Origin of the sequence: Psychrobacter sp. UBA6291 (assembly GCF_002439405.1) — a bacterium.
Classification (GTDB): Bacteria; Pseudomonadota; Gammaproteobacteria; order Pseudomonadales; family Moraxellaceae; genus Psychrobacter; species Psychrobacter faecalis.
This window is the reverse complement of sequence record NZ_DJUD01000025.1, coordinates 12118-29559: the sequence shown is the minus strand read 5'-3', so window position 1 is coordinate 29559 and position 17442 is coordinate 12118. Positions and strand designations below refer to the sequence as shown.

General features: G+C 42.8%; 18 protein-coding genes. 16 read left to right on the top strand and 2 right to left on the bottom strand.

Annotated features, from left to right (window positions below; genetic code table 11):
• Positions 1-12 precede the first annotated feature (12 nt).
• From B3R91_RS04360 to B3R91_RS04305, 12 genes are all read left to right on the top strand, one after another.
• Positions 13-420 carry an ATP synthase subunit I gene (locus B3R91_RS04360; RefSeq protein WP_286796621.1) on the top strand — a complete coding sequence of 136 codons (408 nt, stop codon included), beginning with the start codon at positions 13-15 and terminating at the stop codon, positions 418-420.
• A gap of 730 nt (positions 421-1150) precedes the next feature.
• Positions 1151-2017, top strand: coding sequence for a F0F1 ATP synthase subunit A (gene atpB, locus B3R91_RS04355; RefSeq protein ID WP_286796620.1), 867 nt, complete (start codon positions 1151-1153; stop codon positions 2015-2017).
• A gap of 35 nt (positions 2018-2052) precedes the next feature.
• The gene (gene atpE, locus B3R91_RS04350; protein WP_025651437.1) at positions 2053-2301 is read left to right on the top strand and encodes a F0F1 ATP synthase subunit C; all 249 of its coding nucleotides are present in this window, start codon (positions 2053-2055) and stop codon (positions 2299-2301) included.
• 117 nt (positions 2302-2418) lie between these two features.
• Positions 2419-2889, top strand: a complete 471-nt coding sequence (locus B3R91_RS04345; RefSeq protein ID WP_025651436.1) for a F0F1 ATP synthase subunit B — start codon at positions 2419-2421, stop codon at positions 2887-2889.
• Positions 2890-2902: 13 nt separating this feature from the next.
• Positions 2903-3526: a F0F1 ATP synthase subunit delta gene (locus tag B3R91_RS04340; protein ID WP_200662732.1), complete on the top strand. Its 624-nt coding sequence runs from the start codon at positions 2903-2905 to the stop codon at positions 3524-3526.
• A 91-nt stretch (positions 3527-3617) separates the two neighbouring features.
• Entirely contained in the window at positions 3618-5162 is a 1545-nt protein-coding gene (atpA, locus tag B3R91_RS04335; protein WP_144297508.1) for a F0F1 ATP synthase subunit alpha, read from the top strand.
• Positions 5163-5411: 249 nt separating this feature from the next.
• The gene (gene atpG, locus B3R91_RS04330; protein ID WP_068404256.1) at positions 5412-6293 is read left to right on the top strand and encodes a F0F1 ATP synthase subunit gamma; all 882 of its coding nucleotides are present in this window, start codon (positions 5412-5414) and stop codon (positions 6291-6293) included.
• A gap of 50 nt (positions 6294-6343) precedes the next feature.
• Entirely contained in the window at positions 6344-7777 is a 1434-nt protein-coding gene (atpD, locus tag B3R91_RS04325; RefSeq protein WP_200662733.1) for a F0F1 ATP synthase subunit beta, read from the top strand.
• Positions 7778-7892: 115 nt separating this feature from the next.
• Complete coding sequence (locus B3R91_RS04320; protein WP_191690707.1) at positions 7893-8309, top strand: F0F1 ATP synthase subunit epsilon; 417 nt, start codon at positions 7893-7895, stop codon at positions 8307-8309.
• A gap of 764 nt (positions 8310-9073) precedes the next feature.
• Positions 9074-9790: a response regulator gene (locus B3R91_RS04315; RefSeq protein WP_021812806.1), complete on the top strand. Its 717-nt coding sequence runs from the start codon at positions 9074-9076 to the stop codon at positions 9788-9790.
• Between the two features lie 367 nt (positions 9791-10157).
• Complete coding sequence (locus B3R91_RS04310) at positions 10158-11843, top strand: ATP-binding protein (protein WP_286796619.1); 1686 nt, start codon at positions 10158-10160, stop codon at positions 11841-11843.
• Between the two features lie 101 nt (positions 11844-11944).
• Positions 11945-12124: a hypothetical protein gene (locus tag B3R91_RS04305; RefSeq protein ID WP_068404248.1), complete on the top strand. Its 180-nt coding sequence runs from the start codon at positions 11945-11947 to the stop codon at positions 12122-12124.
• Between the two features lie 81 nt (positions 12125-12205).
• Here B3R91_RS04305 and B3R91_RS04300 read toward each other — a convergent pair whose 3' ends face one another.
• Positions 12206-13678, bottom strand: a complete 1473-nt coding sequence (locus tag B3R91_RS04300; RefSeq protein ID WP_286796618.1) for an ATP-binding protein — start codon at positions 13676-13678, stop codon at positions 12206-12208.
• Positions 13679-14105: 427 nt separating this feature from the next.
• Here B3R91_RS04300 and rpsP point away from each other — a divergent pair, with 427 nt between their 5' ends.
• From rpsP to rplS, 4 genes are all read left to right on the top strand, one after another.
• Positions 14106-14375 carry a 30S ribosomal protein S16 gene (gene rpsP, locus B3R91_RS04295; protein WP_021812802.1) on the top strand — a complete coding sequence of 90 codons (270 nt, stop codon included), beginning with the start codon at positions 14106-14108 and terminating at the stop codon, positions 14373-14375.
• 212 nt (positions 14376-14587) lie between these two features.
• Positions 14588-15121: a ribosome maturation factor RimM gene (gene rimM / locus B3R91_RS04290; RefSeq protein WP_144297691.1), complete on the top strand. Its 534-nt coding sequence runs from the start codon at positions 14588-14590 to the stop codon at positions 15119-15121.
• Between the two features lie 62 nt (positions 15122-15183).
• Positions 15184-15948 (top strand): tRNA (guanosine(37)-N1)-methyltransferase TrmD, encoded by a 765-nt coding sequence (gene trmD / locus B3R91_RS04285; RefSeq protein WP_286796617.1) that lies wholly within the window; start codon positions 15184-15186, stop codon positions 15946-15948.
• 204 nt (positions 15949-16152) lie between these two features.
• Positions 16153-16575 (top strand): 50S ribosomal protein L19, encoded by a 423-nt coding sequence (gene rplS, locus B3R91_RS04280; RefSeq protein WP_068403752.1) that lies wholly within the window; start codon positions 16153-16155, stop codon positions 16573-16575.
• Between the two features lie 248 nt (positions 16576-16823).
• Here the strand turns inward: rplS and B3R91_RS04275 are convergent, their stop codons facing one another.
• Positions 16824-17381, bottom strand: coding sequence for a DUF4442 domain-containing protein (locus B3R91_RS04275; RefSeq protein ID WP_286796616.1), 558 nt, complete (start codon positions 17379-17381; stop codon positions 16824-16826).
• Positions 17382-17442: the final 61 nt, after the last annotated feature.

Below are 17442 nucleotides of genomic sequence, written 5' to 3'. Positions count from 1 at the left end.
ATAGAAATATCAATGACCAAACCTGCCAAACGCACCCAAAGAGATAAGATTGCTATTTATCTAAAACGCCAAGCATGGATTTTATTTATCCTGATTGTGCTCGGTTGGATAGTAGATGTTACTTGGTTGGGTAATAACGGCAATACGCTTGTTATTGCAAAGAGCAACGCTATTGGGGCGCTACTCAGTTTTGCCACCCAAGCGGTCTTTGCTGGATTTATCTTTTGGTATACCGGATATCGCGCGCGCAGACACATTGTCAGCCAGCTATATCGTGGTCAAATGGTCAAATGGTTATTGACCGTATGTGGTTTTGCACTAATTTTTATTACCATACAACCTCTATCAGCGCCTGCGCTATTGGTCGGTTTTATGGTAATGCAGATTAGTCACAGTTGGATGTTGTGGCAGATACGCTAGATTTAGAACCTATTATAATTTTAATAGCTCAATAATACAGCACGTACATTTGTCATCCTGCGGTCCAGCTTCTCTAAGATTACTGTTATAAAGTCATCAACCAATGATTAAGTGACTGAAAACTGTTTTTACAATAAAAGTATGAATAAAGACGCTTAACTAGAGTTAAGCGTGAAAATCGCGATAAGTAACCCTCTCTCTAAGCAGAGTGTTCAAATACAATTAAATTATCGGCTTTGATGGATAGACGCAAAGCCATAGTAGCGAACGTTAACAGCGCTTAACGTATTCATACCGTAAATAAAAAAGTCATAATTGACTTTACACGATTACAACGCTGCATTAATATAGACAGCTAACTGTCTTGCTGCTGAGCACCGTATTGATTGTGATGAAAGTAAAGCAAGATAAGTAAACACATACTCAAAAATTTGCGTAGATATGCAAGGGCCATTAATGAATAATCGTGCGCCCTTTTTTGATAGCTAAAATTTATCCATGGCTATCAAATTGAGCCACCGCAATAAAAAAATTGGTTATTCCGCTTAATTATTTAAGAATAACAGAGTAGTTATAGAGCTATGGGTTGGATGTTATTGGTTACATGAGGGTTGTAAGTGTTTTTCTGGATTTGCTTAATGCAGATTGGTGACAACGCAAACGCCTCATCAGATGACAACCATATTTTTTGGTAGTTGATTAAATCGTTGATTAATAAGAAGCTTACATTATGGCATCCGAGCAAACATCATCAGAATATATCTCTCACCACTTAACGAATTGGACGTACGGCTATCTGCCGGGCGAAGGTTGGAAAGTTGCCTATACTGCTGAAGAAGCAGGGTTAATGGGTTTTAAAGCTATCCATCTTGACTCCATGTTATGGTCAATCGGTCTGGGTATTTTATTTTGTGCCATCTTTTGGATGGTTGCCAAAAAAGTTACTTCAGGCGTTCCCGGCAAAACTCAAGCAGCGGTTGAGATGATCGTTGAGTTTGTTGATAACAACGTTCGCGATTCTTATAGTGGTACGTCAAAATTGATTGCGCCGCTAGCGTTGACCATTTTTGTGTGGATTTTCTTGATGAACTTGATGGATTTATTGCCTATCGACTTCATTCCAAGTCTAGCAGGTCAAGTTGGCGCTGCGATGGGTCATGATCCACATCACGTGTTCTTCAAGATTGTACCAACGACTGACCCTAATATCACCCTAGGCATGTCATTTTCTGTCTTTGCGCTGATTATTTACTACAGTATTAAAGAAAAAGGGTTGGGTGGTTTTATCGGTGAGTTAATACTGCATCCGTTTAGCGCCAAAAACCCAATCATGCAAATCATTTTAATCCCCATCAACTTTATCTTAGAGTTTGTTACTTTGATTGCCAAACCCATTTCACTAGGTTTGCGTCTGTTCGGTAACATGTATGCTGGGGAGCTAATCTTCGTATTGATTGCCCTGATGCCGTTTTGGATTCAATGGGCGTTATCGGTGCCGTGGGCGATTTTCCACATCTTAATTATTACCCTTCAAGCGTTCGTATTTATGATGTTGACGATAGTTTATATGTCGCTTGCATCATCAACTGAACATTAATTATATACATTCAATAGGTAAATGAGGATACATCAATGGATCCAGTATTAGGTGGTTACACAGTTATCGCAGTAGCACTGCTTATCGGTCTTGGCGCACTTGGCACAGGCATTGGTTTTGCTATTCTAGGCGGCAAGTTCTTAGAAGGTGTTGCACGTCAACCAGAACTTGGTTCACAACTGCAAACTCGTATGTTCATCGTGGCAGGTCTACTTGATGCCGTACCGATGATTGGTGTTGGTATTGCTATGCTATTGTTGTTCGCTAACCCTCTAGCAGGTTAATCAGAAAGCTCAGTTGTAAATGTTTGGTGGTCAAAGTTTGTATATTAAACATAGCCAAAGTTTGGCTATCAAATATGATCAATGAAACTGATTTTTCATTAACAAAGAGGTGATCACGTGAATATCAATTCTACCCTCATCGGTCAAGCCATTGCTTTTGCAATATTTGTGATTTTTTGCATGAAATTCGTGTGGCCACCACTTATCGGTGCCATTAATGAGCGTCAGCGTAAAATCGCTGAAGGCTTAAACGCCGCAGAAAAAGCAAAAGCAGATTTAGCGACCGCGGAGCAAAATGTACAGCAGGAGCTTGATGTTGCAAAAACTAAAGCTGCTGCGCTAATTGAGCAAGCGAACAAGAGCGCCAATCAGCTTGTTGAAGATGCAAAATTGCAAGCCCAAGCGGAAGGCGAACGCATTCGTCAACAAGCGCAAGCCTCTATCGACCAAGAAATCAATCAAGCGCGCGAATCATTGCGTGCCCAAGTTGCTGAACTGGCTGTACTTGGTGCTGAAAAGATTTTGCAAGACAAAGTCGATGTGCAAAAACATGCCAGTATGTTAGACCAACTGGCGGCGAAGCTGTAATTGTGAGGATATCATGGCTGACTTATCAACCTTAGCACGACCGTACGCTAAAGCCGCGTTTGACTATGCCAATGAAAACGGGGTAGTAAATGAGTGGGAAAACTTCTTATTTATTGCCGCTACCGTTGTCAATGACAAGTCGTTCAGTACTTGGCTAGACAATCCAGCTGTTTCTGCTGAGCATAAGTCAGCTGCTTTGGTCGATCTTTATGATACGCAAGTAGCTAGCGCGAATGATTCTGCTTTTAAGCAGTTATTAGGTGAGACCCAAGGGGCTCGTCATGACCAAAACGCCAGCTATCCTAAAGTATCAGTAGCACTTAGTAACTTCGTTAAACAGTTATCAGAACAAGAGCGTCTGGCGCTGCTTCCTGAAGTTTATGAGCATTATCGCCGTCACAAGGCAATAAGCTTAAAGCAGCTTGACGCTTATGTGACCTCTGCTTATCCATTAACCGATGCTCAGCGTCAGACGCTGCAAACGCGTCTTGCTGACTCGCTCAATGCGAGCGTAGTGATTCACGAGTCGGTTGATCCAAATCTATTGGCGGGCGCTACGATTAAAGTCGGTGACAAAGTTATCGATGATTCGATGCGTGGCAAGTTACAACAGTTAAAAACACAGCTAACGGCCTAATGCCAATCATCCGTGCAGCTTAATAAAGCTTGCGTGATATAAGAGCATTTAAGTCAGTGGCGGGTTATCATAAATTAAAGGAAACAAGGCAATGCAACAATTGAATCCAGCGGAAATCAGTAATCTGATTAAGCAGCGTATTCAAGACCTTGATGCGGGTGCAACTGCAAAGAATGAAGGCACGATTGTCAAAGTATCTGACGGTATCGTGCAGATTCATGGTCTTGAAGATGCCATGTACGGCGAAATGATTGAGTTTGAAGGTGAAATCTACGGAATGGCGCTTAACTTAGAGCGTGATTCTGTTGGTGCAGTAGTATTAGGCGACTTCCTAAAACTACAAGAAGGTCAAAAAGCCTATTGTACTGGTCGCATTTTGGAAGTACCCGTAGGTCCTGAGTTGCTAGGCCGTGTTGTTGATGCTTTGGGTAACCCTATTGATGGCAAAGGTCCTATCGATGCCAAGATGACTGATAAAGTCGAAAAAATCGCCCCAGGCGTTATCGACCGTCAATCAGTTGATCAACCAGTCATGACTGGTTATAAAGCCGTTGATACCATGATTCCAATCGGTCGTGGTCAGCGTGAGCTTATCATTGGTGACCGTCAGACGGGTAAAACCGCCATGGCTATCGATGCGATCATTGCCCAAAAAGCCTCTGGTATTAAGTGTGTCTACGTGGCAATCGGTCAAAAACGTTCTACCATTGCTAACGTGGTACGTAAGCTTGAGCAAACTGGTGCGCTTGAATATACCACTGTGGTTGTCGCTTCAGCGTCAGAGCCAGCAGCACTTCAATATATCGCACCGTACTCAGGTTGTACGATGGGCGAATACTTCCGTGACCGCGGCGAAGATGCACTGATTGTATTTGATGATTTATCAAAACAAGCCGTTGCTTATCGTCAAATCTCACTATTGCTACGTCGTCCGCCAGGTCGTGAAGCCTATCCTGGTGACGTATTCTACTTACACTCACGTTTACTTGAGCGTGCATCACGCGTAAACGCGGCATACGTAGAAAAATTCACCAATGGTGAAGTGGTTGGTAAAACTGGTTCTTTAACCGCGCTACCTATCATTGAAACCCAAGCTGGTGACGTATCTGCCTTCGTACCAACCAACGTGATTTCAATCACTGATGGTCAGATTTTCTTAGAGTCTAGCCTATTTAACTCAGGTATCCGTCCGGCAGTCAACGCTGGTATCTCGGTATCGCGTGTTGGTGGTGCTGCTCAGACGAAGATTATTAAGAAACTGTCTGGTGGTATCCGTACTGCATTAGCTCAGTATCGTGAATTGGCAGCATTTGCTCAGTTTGCATCAGACCTTGATGATGCGACTCGCGAACAGCTTGATCATGGTGAGCGCGTGACTGAATTGATGAAGCAAAAACAATATCAGCCAATGTCTATCTCTGAGCAAGCGGCAGTTATTTATGCATCGAACGAAGGCTTCTTAGCAGACGTTCCTGTTGAAAAAATTGGTTCTTTTGAAGAAGCTTACTTACGCTATATGCATGATGAGCAGAGTGAATTGATGCGTGAGATTGATGGCACTGCGAATTATAATGATGATATCGCAGGTCGTTTAAAGTCATCTTTAGAGACCTTTAAACAAAATCACAGTTATTAATTTAACGGGTTAAACCTGAAGTGGTTAGCGCTCTGCTTTATAGCGCAAAAAGTGGCGCATTATTTAAGAAAATTTTTAAATCTAAAAGACTTTCCTTTAAGATAATCGCGCCGCTGTTTTAACCAATGAAGGTCTAAGATTGCGTCATGCCACAAGATGTAAAGACATTATTTCGATAAGTTCAGTGTTTTATATTAAACGATTGTTGCATACGCCCATGCTTTTTAACCCTCTTATATTGGAATCATTATGGCAAGCTTAAAAGAGATACGTGCCAAAGTCACCAGTATTAAAAGTACCCAAAAAATTACTCGCGCTATGCAAATGGTAGCCGCTAGTAAAATGCGCCGTGCCCAAGAGCGCATGGAAGTGGGTCGCCCGTATGCTGATAGTATGCGCCGGGTTATTTCGCATTTGGTGCATGCCTCATCAGATTACAAACACCCATATATGGTCTCGCGTCCGGTTGATAAAGTTGGCTATATTGTCATCACATCAGATCGCGGCCTAGCGGGTGGTTTGAATATTAACCTATTCAAAGCTTTATCTAAAAGCATTCAGCAGTATCAAGACCAGTCCGTACAAGCCGAGTTTGCCGTTATTGGTGCTAAAGGCGTGAGTTTCTTTAAAAACTTCGGTGGTAAAGTCACTTCAGCCGTTACTGACTATGGTGATAAACCGACGTTTGAGCAATTAAACGCGCCGGTGCAAGCGATGTTAGAAGACTATAGCAACGGTAAATTAGACCGTATTTATGTGGTCTATAACCAGTTTGTTAACGCTATGACCCAAAAGCCGATTGTCAACCAATTGGTACCTTTACCAGAGGGTTCATTTGGTGATGAAGAAAGTGGCATACAAACAGAGCTGAGCTGGGATTATATCTACGAGCCTGACATTAAAACCTTGATTGATGAATTACTTGGTCGCTATATCGAGTCGATTGTCTATCAAGCGGTAATGGAAAACATTGCCTCTGAGCAGTCTTCACGTATGGTTGCGATGAAAGCGGCAACAGATAATGCTGGTGACCTAATTAACGATTTACAGTTGGTTTATAATAAGCTGCGTCAAGCGGCGATTACCCGAGAAATCTCGGAAATCGTTGGCGGTGCTGCTGCTGTTTCATAATTGAAACCCTTTATAAAACCCACTATATACAGAAGTTCAAGGAGAACGCAATGAGTAGCGGTCGTATTGTACAGATTATTGGCGCGGTTCTTGACGTTGAGTTTGACCGTAACGAAGTTCCTCAAATTTTTGATGCCTTGCAAGTAGACGGCACTGAGACCACCCTAGAAGTCCAGCAACAGCTAGGTGACGGTATCGTACGTACTATTGCGATGGGTTCAACCGAAGGTTTAAAGCGTAACCTACCAGTGACTAACACGGGCGCACCTATTTCTGTACCAGTCGGTATGGGTACATTAGGTCGCATCATGGATGTTCTTGGTCGTCCTATCGATGAAGAAGGTCCAGTTGCTGCTGAAGAAAAATGGTCCATCCACCGTGAAGCCCCAAGCTATGCAGAACAGTCAAACAGTACTGAGCTGTTAGAGACAGGTATTAAAGTTATCGACTTACTTTGCCCGTTTGCTAAAGGTGGTAAAGTTGGTCTGTTTGGCGGTGCTGGTGTTGGTAAAACCGTCAACATGATGGAATTGATCAACAACATCGCCCTTAAACACGAAGGTCTATCCGTGTTTGCTGGTGTTGGTGAGCGTACCCGTGAAGGTAACGACTTCTATCACGAAATGCAAGAAGCTGGCGTTGTCAACGTTGAAGACTTTAGCAAATCTAAAGTCGCGATGGTATATGGCCAGATGAATGAGCCACCAGGTAACCGTTTACGTGTTGCATTGTCTGGTTTGACCATGGCTGAGTACTTCCGTGATACCAAAGATCCTGTCACTGGCAAAGGTCGTGACGTATTATTGTTCGTTGATAACATCTATCGTTATACGCTAGCGGGTACTGAAGTATCAGCACTGTTAGGCCGTATGCCATCAGCGGTTGGTTATCAGCCAACGCTCGCTGAAGAAATGGGTATGCTGCAAGAGCGTATTACTTCAACGCAATCAGGTTCAATTACTTCTGTACAAGCGGTATATGTACCTGCGGATGACTTGACGGATCCATCACCAGCAACGACGTTTGCTCACTTGGATGCGACAGTGGTACTAAGCCGTGATATCGCTTCACAAGGTATCTATCCAGCGGTTGATCCACTAGATTCAACCTCACGTCAGCTTGATCCATTGGTTATCGGTGAAGAGCATTACAACGTTGCTCGCGGCGTGCAGGAAGTTCTTCAGCGCTATAAAGAACTTAAAGACATCATCGCCATTCTAGGTATGGATGAGTTGTCAGAAGAAGATAAACTAGTCGTTTATCGTGCGCGTAAAATTCAGCGCTTCTTGTCACAGCCATTCCACGTAGCAGAAGTGTTCACCGGTGCTCCTGGTAAATATGTTGCATTACGCGATACCATTGCTAGCTTTAAAGCAATCATCGCGGGTGAGTACGATGATCTACCAGAGCAAGCTTTCTATATGGCAGGCGGCATTGACGAAGTTGTTGCTAAAGCAGAAAAAATGAAGTCTTCTGCAGCGTAAGTTGTATTGGTATGGGCTAACGAGTAGGTATAATATAACCTTTATATCTACTCCTCAGTAACGCATCGCAGTTTTTACTGTTTTTTGATCGCGCTTTGATGGTAAGGAATTAAGTATGGCAACGTTACAATGTCGCGTCGTAAGTGCTCGTGAAGAGTTGTATTCAGGCGAAATTAGCATGTTAATAGCTAGTGGTACCGAAGGCGAAATTGGTATATTGCCAGGTCACACCCCGCTTATTACTTTGCTAAAACCCGGTCCGATGCGCGTACAAACGCCTAACGGTGAAGAAGAAGTTATTTATGTATCTGGCGGTGTGTTAGAAGTACAACCAAAAATGGTCACTGTACTTGCTGATACTGCGATGCGTGCGCACAATCTTGACGAAAGTAAAATCGTTGAAGCACGTAAGAAAGCTGAGCAAATGCTGGTCAACCAATCTGATACCGTACAAACCAATGCAGCATTAGCGTCATTGGCTGAATCAGTCGCCCAGTTGCAGACTATTCGTAAATATAAAAACCGCGCCTAGCACATTGTTACGCTTTAGTTTTTGTTATAAACATAAAAACAGTCCATGAAGGGCTGTTTTTTTATGCTTGTTCTTCTAATAGTTAGCTTTCTAGTAGTTAGCGTTTAATATTTGCCATAGCTCAGACATTTACTATAGTGAGTGAAAAGTAATATCAATACAGTACGCACTGTTGATATCAGTTTTTCTTGCTTGCTGTGCCTGCGCAGACAGAGGCTACAAAAAATTGATATCAGCAATACCGACGCGTTTTAGGATATTTTGACTATATTTGAAAATCTCCTAGGTGATGCAATATTTATCAAAAACTAAACTGATTTTCATAAAATGATGGAAAAGTGACTAGCGGCAACGCTGATATATGGTTATATTAGAGAGTAGCAACCACATTTTTTATTTTAAAAGTCCAGCAGTTATTTGGCGTCATTCAATAACATTTAATGTTTGAGCTTTTAAAGCGTTGGTTCGATATAAGACCAGTAGAATGATTGAATAAAATTTATCCTATGCCTTTTAAAGTTAATAAGAGGTATAATTTTTGGACGCAAACTAACGTTTTAAATGACGTAGTTTATAGGTTTTGTTACTAACTATAAGCTATAGTATAGGAAGCTGTGTGTTTAATAGTATACTGTGCTACCAAGTTTGTAACCGTGTTACGGTCACTGCCTGTATTGGATTACAAATTGATTGAGTTACGGTGCTATTAATTTACCGCTCTTATTTTCACCGCTTTTAAATAAGATGTATTAGAGGATATAACAATGACAACGAATGAAGAAGACAACACCCCCCGAATCTTGATTGTTGAGGATGACGAGCGCTTAGCCATGTTGACCCAAGATTACTTGGTTAAAAATGGTTTAGAAGTGGCAATTGAAACCGATGGTAATCGCGCCATTCGCCGTATTGTCAATGAACAACCAGATTTGGTCGTACTTGATGTCATGCTTCCTGGTAGCGATGGCTTGACGGTATGTCGTGAAGTACGTCCACACTATCAAAATCCTATTTTGATGCTGACCGCGCGCACAGAAGATATGGATCAGGTTTTGGGTCTTGAAATGGGCGCTGATGACTATGTCGCTAAGCCTGCGCAGCCACGTGTATTGCTTGCCCGTATCCGTGCTTTACTACGCCGCTCAGAAAATGCGCCATCGGAAGATGTGCCGCAGCGTCTTGAGTTTGGTGAGTTGGTTATCGACAATGGCGGTCGCTCAGTGAACTTGGGTGACGAATTGGTTGATTTCACCAGTGCCGAATATGACTTATTATGGTTACTTGCGTCTAACGCTGGTCGTATCTTGTCACGCGAAGATATTTTTGAGCGTCTACGCGGTATCGAATATGACGGTCAAGATCGCTCAATCGACGTACGTATCTCACGTATTCGTCCAAAAATTGGTGATGATCCAGAAAATCCTAAACGCATCAAAACCGTGCGTAGTAAAGGTTATTTGTTCGTTAAAGAAGGCAATTAACAGCGAATTGTTAATGCAATTCTCTTTACTAAAATACTTTTTAATAAAAAACCAGCGTAAAGCTGGTTTTTTTATGGTCTAAATTTTAATTTTTAAACTTAAATGCTGCGTTATGTGGTTTAATTGAGCGATAATTATGGACGCTAGATTAATAGTATAGTGAGTGAAAAGTAATATCGATACATCATTCACTGCTGATATCAATTTTTCTTGCTTGCTGTGCCTGCGCAGACAGAGGCTACAAAAAATTGATATCAGCAATACCTTAGCGTTTTTAGGATATTTTGATTATATGAGATAAATTGCGCAGCAAGGATTTCTCTTCTTCCTCTATTAATAATTCTTTATTAGGTTGGTCACGGCACGTATGTCATTAGTTTCTTCTCTTAAACACAGTATCTTTGTTCGTATTTATGCTGGACTGCTCATTGTCTGTTTGTGTGTGGCATTATTTGCGCAATTGTTGATGGATACGATCAATAAAGAACGCGTCCAATCTTACCGCGAAAATATGGCTACGGGTGCTTTTCATATCGTTGCTGAAGGCATTGCCCATCAAGAAAGCGAATCGCAGCGTGAATATTGGCTGTCTGATGCCAGTAGTTTATTTGGCGCAGAATTTAACATTGTGCCTATTAACGAGGTCGATTTTAATGCCAGTGAGCTGCGCCGTTTTGAAAAAGGTAATACCGTCGTTCGCTATGTTGCCCAGCCTATTTATGCCGATGTTTATTACCGCTTACCGGATAACCAGAGCGTTTTAACCGCGCGTATCTCGCAAGTGACCGAGCAGCAAGTACGTGCTATCGCTGTATTTTTGCTCGATGATTTGTCTTATTATGCGACTTTATCCGATAAGCGTGCGCGTTTAGCTCAATTGGAAGAGAAGTTTTCTTTCCCATTAGAGTTTAGAGCGATCAATACTCTTAATTTAGACCCCGATCAAATGGCACGCTTGCGCCGCGATGAGGTCGTCATCTTATTACAAGATACCAATACCAGTAAAAGTAATTCGTCGATTAAAGTGGTCGTGCCGTCTGAAATCAATGATATGGCGATTTTAATCGGGCCGGTACCTTTGTTTAACTGGTTCCCGCTCAATCTGATTGTCAGTATGATTTTGATCAGTATGTTCTTAATCAGCTTAGGCGTGTATGCGCTTATTTTCCCGCTAGAGCGCAAGCTGCAACTGATTCAAGTGGGTGTTAACGAAGTCAGTAAAGGCAATCTTGATATCAAAGTACAAGTCATCGGACAAGATGAAATTGCGCGTCTATCGGCGACATTTAATGCGATGACGGCGCATATTAAGCGTCTGATTGAATCACAGCGCGAGCTGACGCGGGCAGTATCGCACGAACTGCGAACGCCGGTTGCACGTATTCGTTTCGCTGTCGATATGCTGGCAGATACCGATGATGAAGATTCGCGCTTTATGCAGCGTGATTATATTGATGAAGATATCGAAGCGTTAAATGGTTTGATTGATGAGATTCTAACGTACGCCAAACTTGAAGAAGGCTCACCAAAACTGGATTTAGAACCGGTCAATCTGCGCGAGTTACTGGAGCAAATTGAGCGTGAAACCAATGCTTTAGGCAAACCCATTAAGATAGTAACCAAGCTGCCAAATGCAAAAGTAACGGCAGTTGCGGATAGACGTTACCTGCACCGGGTGATTCAGAACTTAGCCGGGAATGCTTTACGTTATGCTGAGAGTACGATTATCATTAGTGCAGGAGTGAAAAAAGGTAATGCTTTTGTCAGCGTAGAAGATGATGGGCACGGTATCCCTGAAGCCGACCGTGAAAAAGTTTTTATTCCGTTTGCGCGCTTAGACGATAGTCGTACACGTGCATCAGGTGGTTATGGTTTGGGCTTGTCTATCGTATCGCGTATCGCTTTTTGGTTTAATGGCAATATGAAAGTAGACGAGAGCCGTGAGCTTGGCGGCGCACGCTTTGTCATGACTTGGCCGATTAAACCATTGACCCAAGTTCTTGCAGCCGATGAATTGACACAAGAAAAAAGTGAACGCGATTTCGATGCTTAATCTTTTATAATGACGGATAAATTGATATTGATGATTTATTAAAATGTTAAAATGATTAAAATGATTGAAATGAGCTTATTAATAGTAGAGGAGGGCAAGGGATGCCGTATTTGTTTGGTGGTTTAGTGGTATTGAACGCAGCAGCGCTTGGATATTATTTATTTTTGCAGCAGCCAACCAGCACTGAGACGCTAAAGGCTGCGCAGCAAGAAATAACCCAACCTTTAACTTTTAGTAATAGCGCCGAGTACATTCCTCCAGTGATTGGTACTAAAAAGTAGGGTTATTAAAGTCGCTAATAACGATCAGTTATTAGCAATTCTTTGATGTTGCCTGCTACTTTTATTTAACGACCATCTATTTTATTGGTCGTCTATATTGCTAGCAGCGTTAGTTATTTTGTCATTGTCAGAAGCCAATGGCGGCTCTCCGGCAACTTTAGAAATAAGTGGAATACGGACACAGACTTGTAGGCCGCCATCTGGGTGATTGATGGCCTCGACTGTCCCATGATGCAGGCGCGCGATACGGTCGACAATCGCCAGGCCTAAACCGCTACCCTGAGTAGTACGCGCTGACTCCCCGCGCTCAAACGGTTGCATAACACGCTCTAATTGGTCTTCTGCGACGCCCTCACCGCAGTCGCGCACACATATCAATAACTGCTCTTTTGCTTCTTTATTGACCTCATTTTCAGTCACTACATCGCTGTCTTCTACCACCGTTTTTTCTATGAATGTCGGCACCACAGTCGCGGATAAATAAATGGGCGGTTTGCCGTAACGCTTGGCGTTATTAACCAAGTTAATCACCAAGCGTTTGATAGACATTGGGCGCACGGGCACCATTTTTTGACATTCCGATTGATAAATAAATTCCAGCGGCGCAAATTGCACCATGATTTCATTAAATATGGTGTCCAAATTGGTCAGGCGCACTGGCTCATCGGAACCGTCTTTCATAAAGGAGATAAACTGCTCCAAAATCGCATCCATGTCTTCGATATCGTAAATCAAACCTTCACGGAAAAATTCATCAGGCAGCATCTCAGCGGTTAAACGCATACGGGTCAGCGGCGTGCGCAAGTCGTGCGAGATACCCGCCAGCATAATCGTCCGCTCTTTTTGTGCCTGATTGAGGGTAGTAAATAAGCGATTAAATGCCATATTAACTTGGCGAATCTCAGTAGGGCCATTGTGGGTCGGTAAGGTAGTAGCGTGACCCAAGCGAATATAGTTAGTCGCCGCACGCTGTAAATAGCGTAGCGGACGATTTAATTGCCGCGCTAATAAAATAATGGTCAGCAAGGTTAAAATTGGTAAGCCAACTAAAAATAATACTAATAAAGCGGGACTGTACTGTGAGTAATATACCACCGGCTCGCGAATCCAAAAGCTGGTATCGCGACTGTCTTGCACCCACAGCTGCGGCGTTGGTTTAAACTTAAAGTAGACCTCTACGGGACGACCCAATTGCGCACCAATTTCGCGCTGCAACACATCGGTAAAGACGCCAACAAACGCCTTATCTTCTATCACTGGAAAATCGCTAGGATTATTGACCACCACCACATGCGAATGCTGATAAATCCATTGCCGGACGGCCGGATCATTTTTCCAGTCTTTATTGACGCTGTTCATCAAACGCAATTCGCTGGTCAGATAGCGCGCATGATTTTTAAGCTCTGGCAAATACAGACTGCGCCAAAAAAATGAAATCGACACCCCGACGCTAATAATGACGATAAAAGCGACCATCAAGGTGGTGAGCCAACTGTTAGAGTAGGAGCGGGCGAGCCAACCTTTGCGCCGAGGCTGTGATTTTGCGGTGGTCATATATATCCAAAAAATTAATCAAAATATGGGTAAAGTGATTTTCTTTAAAATGGCAGGTAAAGCAGTGAAATAAGGTATTTTTATTGAATGTCTATATAAATTAAATATCTAGATAAAAAGTAACTCGCTGTATGCGCGCTTACAAGCTGATGTTTTATGGATTTCTATCACTGCTATTGTTGGTAGCATAGCATAATAAAATAGTAAGACAGGTTGCTTTACGATAGTCAATTTGCAAGAAGACTCAGACCTGAAATAGCATTCTGTCGCTATAAATTGACAAGATATTTTGAATTGTATTTTACATGCTTTGCCATTTAAGCTATTGTTAATAAATAATTAAATAAGCACGGTTTATGTTTTCAATAAAATAAGACTGTGCTATAATTATGCCCTTTTTGGTATACCTGCGAAAGAGAGAATTCACATGGTTGTTATTCGTTTAGCACGGGGCGGTGCCAAGAAACGCCCATTTTATCAAGTAGTTGTTGCTGATCAACGCCGCGCGCGTGACGGTCGCTACATTGAAAACATCGGCTTTTTTAACCCACTCGCTAAAGAGTCTGAAGAAGCAGTACGCCTAAACATGGAAGCGTACAATGCGTGGATCGCTAAAGGTGCACAACCTTCAGATCGCGTTGCTTCATTAGCAAAAGCTTATAACAAGTCTGCCGCTCAAACTGAAGCAACTGCTTAAGTTTGTACCGTCAATGAGGCGCTGATAGCTGGTCTATGGCAGTCTCAACAGACTTTAGAAAACATAGCGTAACTGGTCTGACCAGGGTGCGCCATTAACTGTTTATGACTTTTGATTGCGCTTAGCGCTGTTGATTGAATTGTATTTACCTTCGTTTTTTAGTCATTGCTGTATCTATCATTGTTGTTTTAGTCATCGTTAGGTTAGCCGTTATGTCATCTGTTCCAAACGCTAGTGCACTTATGAAAATCGGTCAGCTAAAAAAGCCTTATGGCATTAAAGGCTGGCTGTGGGTATTTAGTGACACGGATGATCGCACGGCAATCTTTGACATGCAGCCTTGGTGGATGAAAACTGCTACTGGCATGAAGCCTTTAACTGTAAAGGCGTGGCGCGAGCAAGGGACGGGCATTGTCGCTCAATTTGAGCAAGTCCCTGATCGTAACGTTGCAGAGACCATGAATGGCGTGACCATTTGGGTTGAGCAAAACGTTTTGCCAGAAACTGGTGAAGACGAATATTATTGGTCAGATTTGGTGGGCCTGCGCGTGATAAACGAGCAGGACGAAAACTTAGGCGAGATTACTGAAATGTTTGAAACCGGGGCCCATGACATCATGCGTGTCGCGGCAACGTCAGACAGTTTGGACGCCGAGGAGCGCCTAATACCTTGGCATAAGCAAACGGTGATTGAGGTCAATTTGGCTGAGAAAACCGTGCTTGTGGCATGGCAAAGTGATTATTAATCGTAATTTCTTTTGATTGATAAAAACGTCATTCACGCAGTGTTTATGCAAGTAGAGATCTGATGTATTTTGCCGTGATTAGTATTTTCCCTGAAATGTTTGCCACGATTCGTGAGTTTGGAATCACGGGACGGGCAGTCACTCAGGAGCAAGTCACGATTGAATGCATCAATCCACGTGATTATACCAAGGATAATTATCGCCGTATTGATGAGCGCCCGTATGGTGGAGGTCCTGGTATGGTGATGATGGCTGAGCCATTATCCCAAGCGATTGAGGATGCCCGCCTGCGCGCTAGTCAGCATGGCTGCCGTGTCGATAGTGCGCACTGTCCGGTGATATATATGTCACCACAAGGCAAAACGCTCAGCGAAAGTAGTGTGGTCAGTATGACTGAGTATGACGGCATGATTTTATTATGTGGTCGTTACGAAGGTATTGATGAGCGCTTACTGACGCAGTATGTCGATATGGAAATTTCACTTGGTGATTATGTGTTGACCGGTGGCGAGCTACCAGCAATGGTGCTCATGGATAGTGTGATACGTCGTCTGCCTGATATTATGGGTGATGATAAATCCGCTGAGCAAGACTCGTTTGTCGATGGTTTGCTTGATTGTCCGCACTATACCAAGCCGCATGAATTTGCTGGGTTGGCGGTCCCTGAAGTTCTACTTTCAGGTCATCATGGCAATATCGCTAAGTGGCGCTTTAGCCAGCAAGTCGAACGTACGCAAGCGCGGCGTCCAGATTTATGGCAAGCGTTTACGCCAACGGTCGAGCAAGCAAAGTGGCTCAAAGCATTGGCAAAAGCAGATAAAAAATAGCGTTAATAGCGGTTAATAAATAAACAGTTAAGCAATAAAATTTTGAGCAACAATAAAACGTGTCATAGCATCATGGCCGTTGGTCATAACCCATTTACGTTGTAGTTATTATTAATCCAAGATATTAATAATAGCTATGATTCATTATTACAAACAGGTGATATGCGTCAAGCCTCTATTATCTAATGTGAGGAGATAACTCTCATGAGCAACAAGCATCCATTGGTTCAGGTCATCGAAAATGCGCAATTGATTGAGCGCCCAAGCTTTGCACCCGGCGATACCGTTGTGGTTCAAGTAAAAGTACGTGAAGGTGAGCGTGAGCGTTTACAGGCTTTTGAAGGCGTTGTAATTGCTAAGCGTAACCGCGGTCTAAACTCAGCGTTTACCGTACGTAAAATCTCAAGCGGTGTTGGTGTAGAACGTGCATTCCAATTGCATTCACCAATCATTGATAGCATCGAAGTGAAACGCCGCGGTGCAGTTCGCCGTGCCAAACTATACTACTTACGTGAGCGTTCTGGTAAATCAGCCCGTATCCGCGAAAAACTTGGTGCTCGTCCAGCTGCAAACAAAAAAACTGACGCTGGCGTACCTAAAGCAGTTGATACTGCTCCTGGTATTTAAGAACCAGTTTGCTTTGCCGCGCTTAGTCGTCTGATTGGACGCTTGATGCTTGGCAAAGCAAAAGTAGATACAAGCCCTTATTCATAGGTTTATTTATAAATAAGCGGGCCATACCAAAAAAGACAAAACCCCAATCTGTGCTGATACCAGATTGGGGTTTTTGTTTCTGCCGCTTTTATTTAGGCTTTAATTGCTGATTTCATGCTGTTTTTATTAAAGATTTGCGCGACACGTTGGCTTTCAATGTTTTAGATTTCAATATTGTCCACGCGGCTGGTTTGGTCTTTAGATTTGCTGTACTTACGCAGTCTAATATAAAGAGTCTTAGTAACAGTAGCGACGACTTTTTGTTGCTCATCGACGATATCGACGCTGTATTCACGAAAAACGGGCTCGCCATCCTTTGCCAATTCTTGAATAGCGATTACTTCAGCACTGCTAACCTTGATACGCGCGGTGACTTTACTCTTACCCGGCGCGATAAATTCAATATGTGAGCTTTTATCCCATACTACGTAGCTGCTGCCCAATTGATGCATAAGCATCAGCATATAAAACGGATCTACCATCGAGTATAAGCTGCCCCCAAACTGGGTGCCGACGATGTTTTTGTTTAAATTATTTAAGCCCATGCTGACCACGCATAAACCTTGATCTAGGTTCATATGTTCAATCTTGATACCAGCGCCGATGTAGGGCGCATAAGTGTTGATACGCAGTTTAAGCAAGTAGGGCGTCAGTAATGGCATGATATTTTTTTTCGCGTTACGTTTAAGCATTTCAAGTCTTTTAGGCAGTAAATTCATCAATATTTCCTATTCCCTTTTTAGATATTGCTAGTCTGATGGTATGGGTTATTTTTATTGT

Coding starts and splice junctions, on each gene's coding strand:
- B3R91_RS04360 (WP_286796621.1), top strand. CDS start 13: ATGACCAAACCTGCCAAACGCACCCAAAGAGATAAGATTGCTATTTAT.
- atpB (WP_286796620.1), top strand. CDS start 1,151: ATGGCATCCGAGCAAACATCATCAGAATATATCTCTCACCACTTAACG.
- atpE (WP_025651437.1), top strand. CDS start 2,053: ATGGATCCAGTATTAGGTGGTTACACAGTTATCGCAGTAGCACTGCTT.
- B3R91_RS04340 (WP_200662732.1), top strand. CDS start 2,903: ATGGCTGACTTATCAACCTTAGCACGACCGTACGCTAAAGCCGCGTTT.
- atpA (WP_144297508.1), top strand. CDS start 3,618: ATGCAACAATTGAATCCAGCGGAAATCAGTAATCTGATTAAGCAGCGT.
- atpG (WP_068404256.1), top strand. CDS start 5,412: ATGGCAAGCTTAAAAGAGATACGTGCCAAAGTCACCAGTATTAAAAGT.
- atpD (WP_200662733.1), top strand. CDS start 6,344: ATGAGTAGCGGTCGTATTGTACAGATTATTGGCGCGGTTCTTGACGTT.
- B3R91_RS04320 (WP_191690707.1), top strand. CDS start 7,893: ATGGCAACGTTACAATGTCGCGTCGTAAGTGCTCGTGAAGAGTTGTAT.
- B3R91_RS04315 (WP_021812806.1), top strand. CDS start 9,074: ATGACAACGAATGAAGAAGACAACACCCCCCGAATCTTGATTGTTGAG.
- B3R91_RS04310 (WP_286796619.1), top strand. CDS start 10,158: ATGTCATTAGTTTCTTCTCTTAAACACAGTATCTTTGTTCGTATTTAT.
- B3R91_RS04305 (WP_068404248.1), top strand. CDS start 11,945: ATGCCGTATTTGTTTGGTGGTTTAGTGGTATTGAACGCAGCAGCGCTT.
- B3R91_RS04300 (WP_286796618.1), bottom strand. CDS start 13,678: ATGACCACCGCAAAATCACAGCCTCGGCGCAAAGGTTGGCTCGCCCGC.
- rpsP (WP_021812802.1), top strand. CDS start 14,106: ATGGTTGTTATTCGTTTAGCACGGGGCGGTGCCAAGAAACGCCCATTT.
- rimM (WP_144297691.1), top strand. CDS start 14,588: ATGTCATCTGTTCCAAACGCTAGTGCACTTATGAAAATCGGTCAGCTA.
- trmD (WP_286796617.1), top strand. CDS start 15,184: ATGTATTTTGCCGTGATTAGTATTTTCCCTGAAATGTTTGCCACGATT.
- rplS (WP_068403752.1), top strand. CDS start 16,153: ATGAGCAACAAGCATCCATTGGTTCAGGTCATCGAAAATGCGCAATTG.
- B3R91_RS04275 (WP_286796616.1), bottom strand. CDS start 17,381: ATGAATTTACTGCCTAAAAGACTTGAAATGCTTAAACGTAACGCGAAA.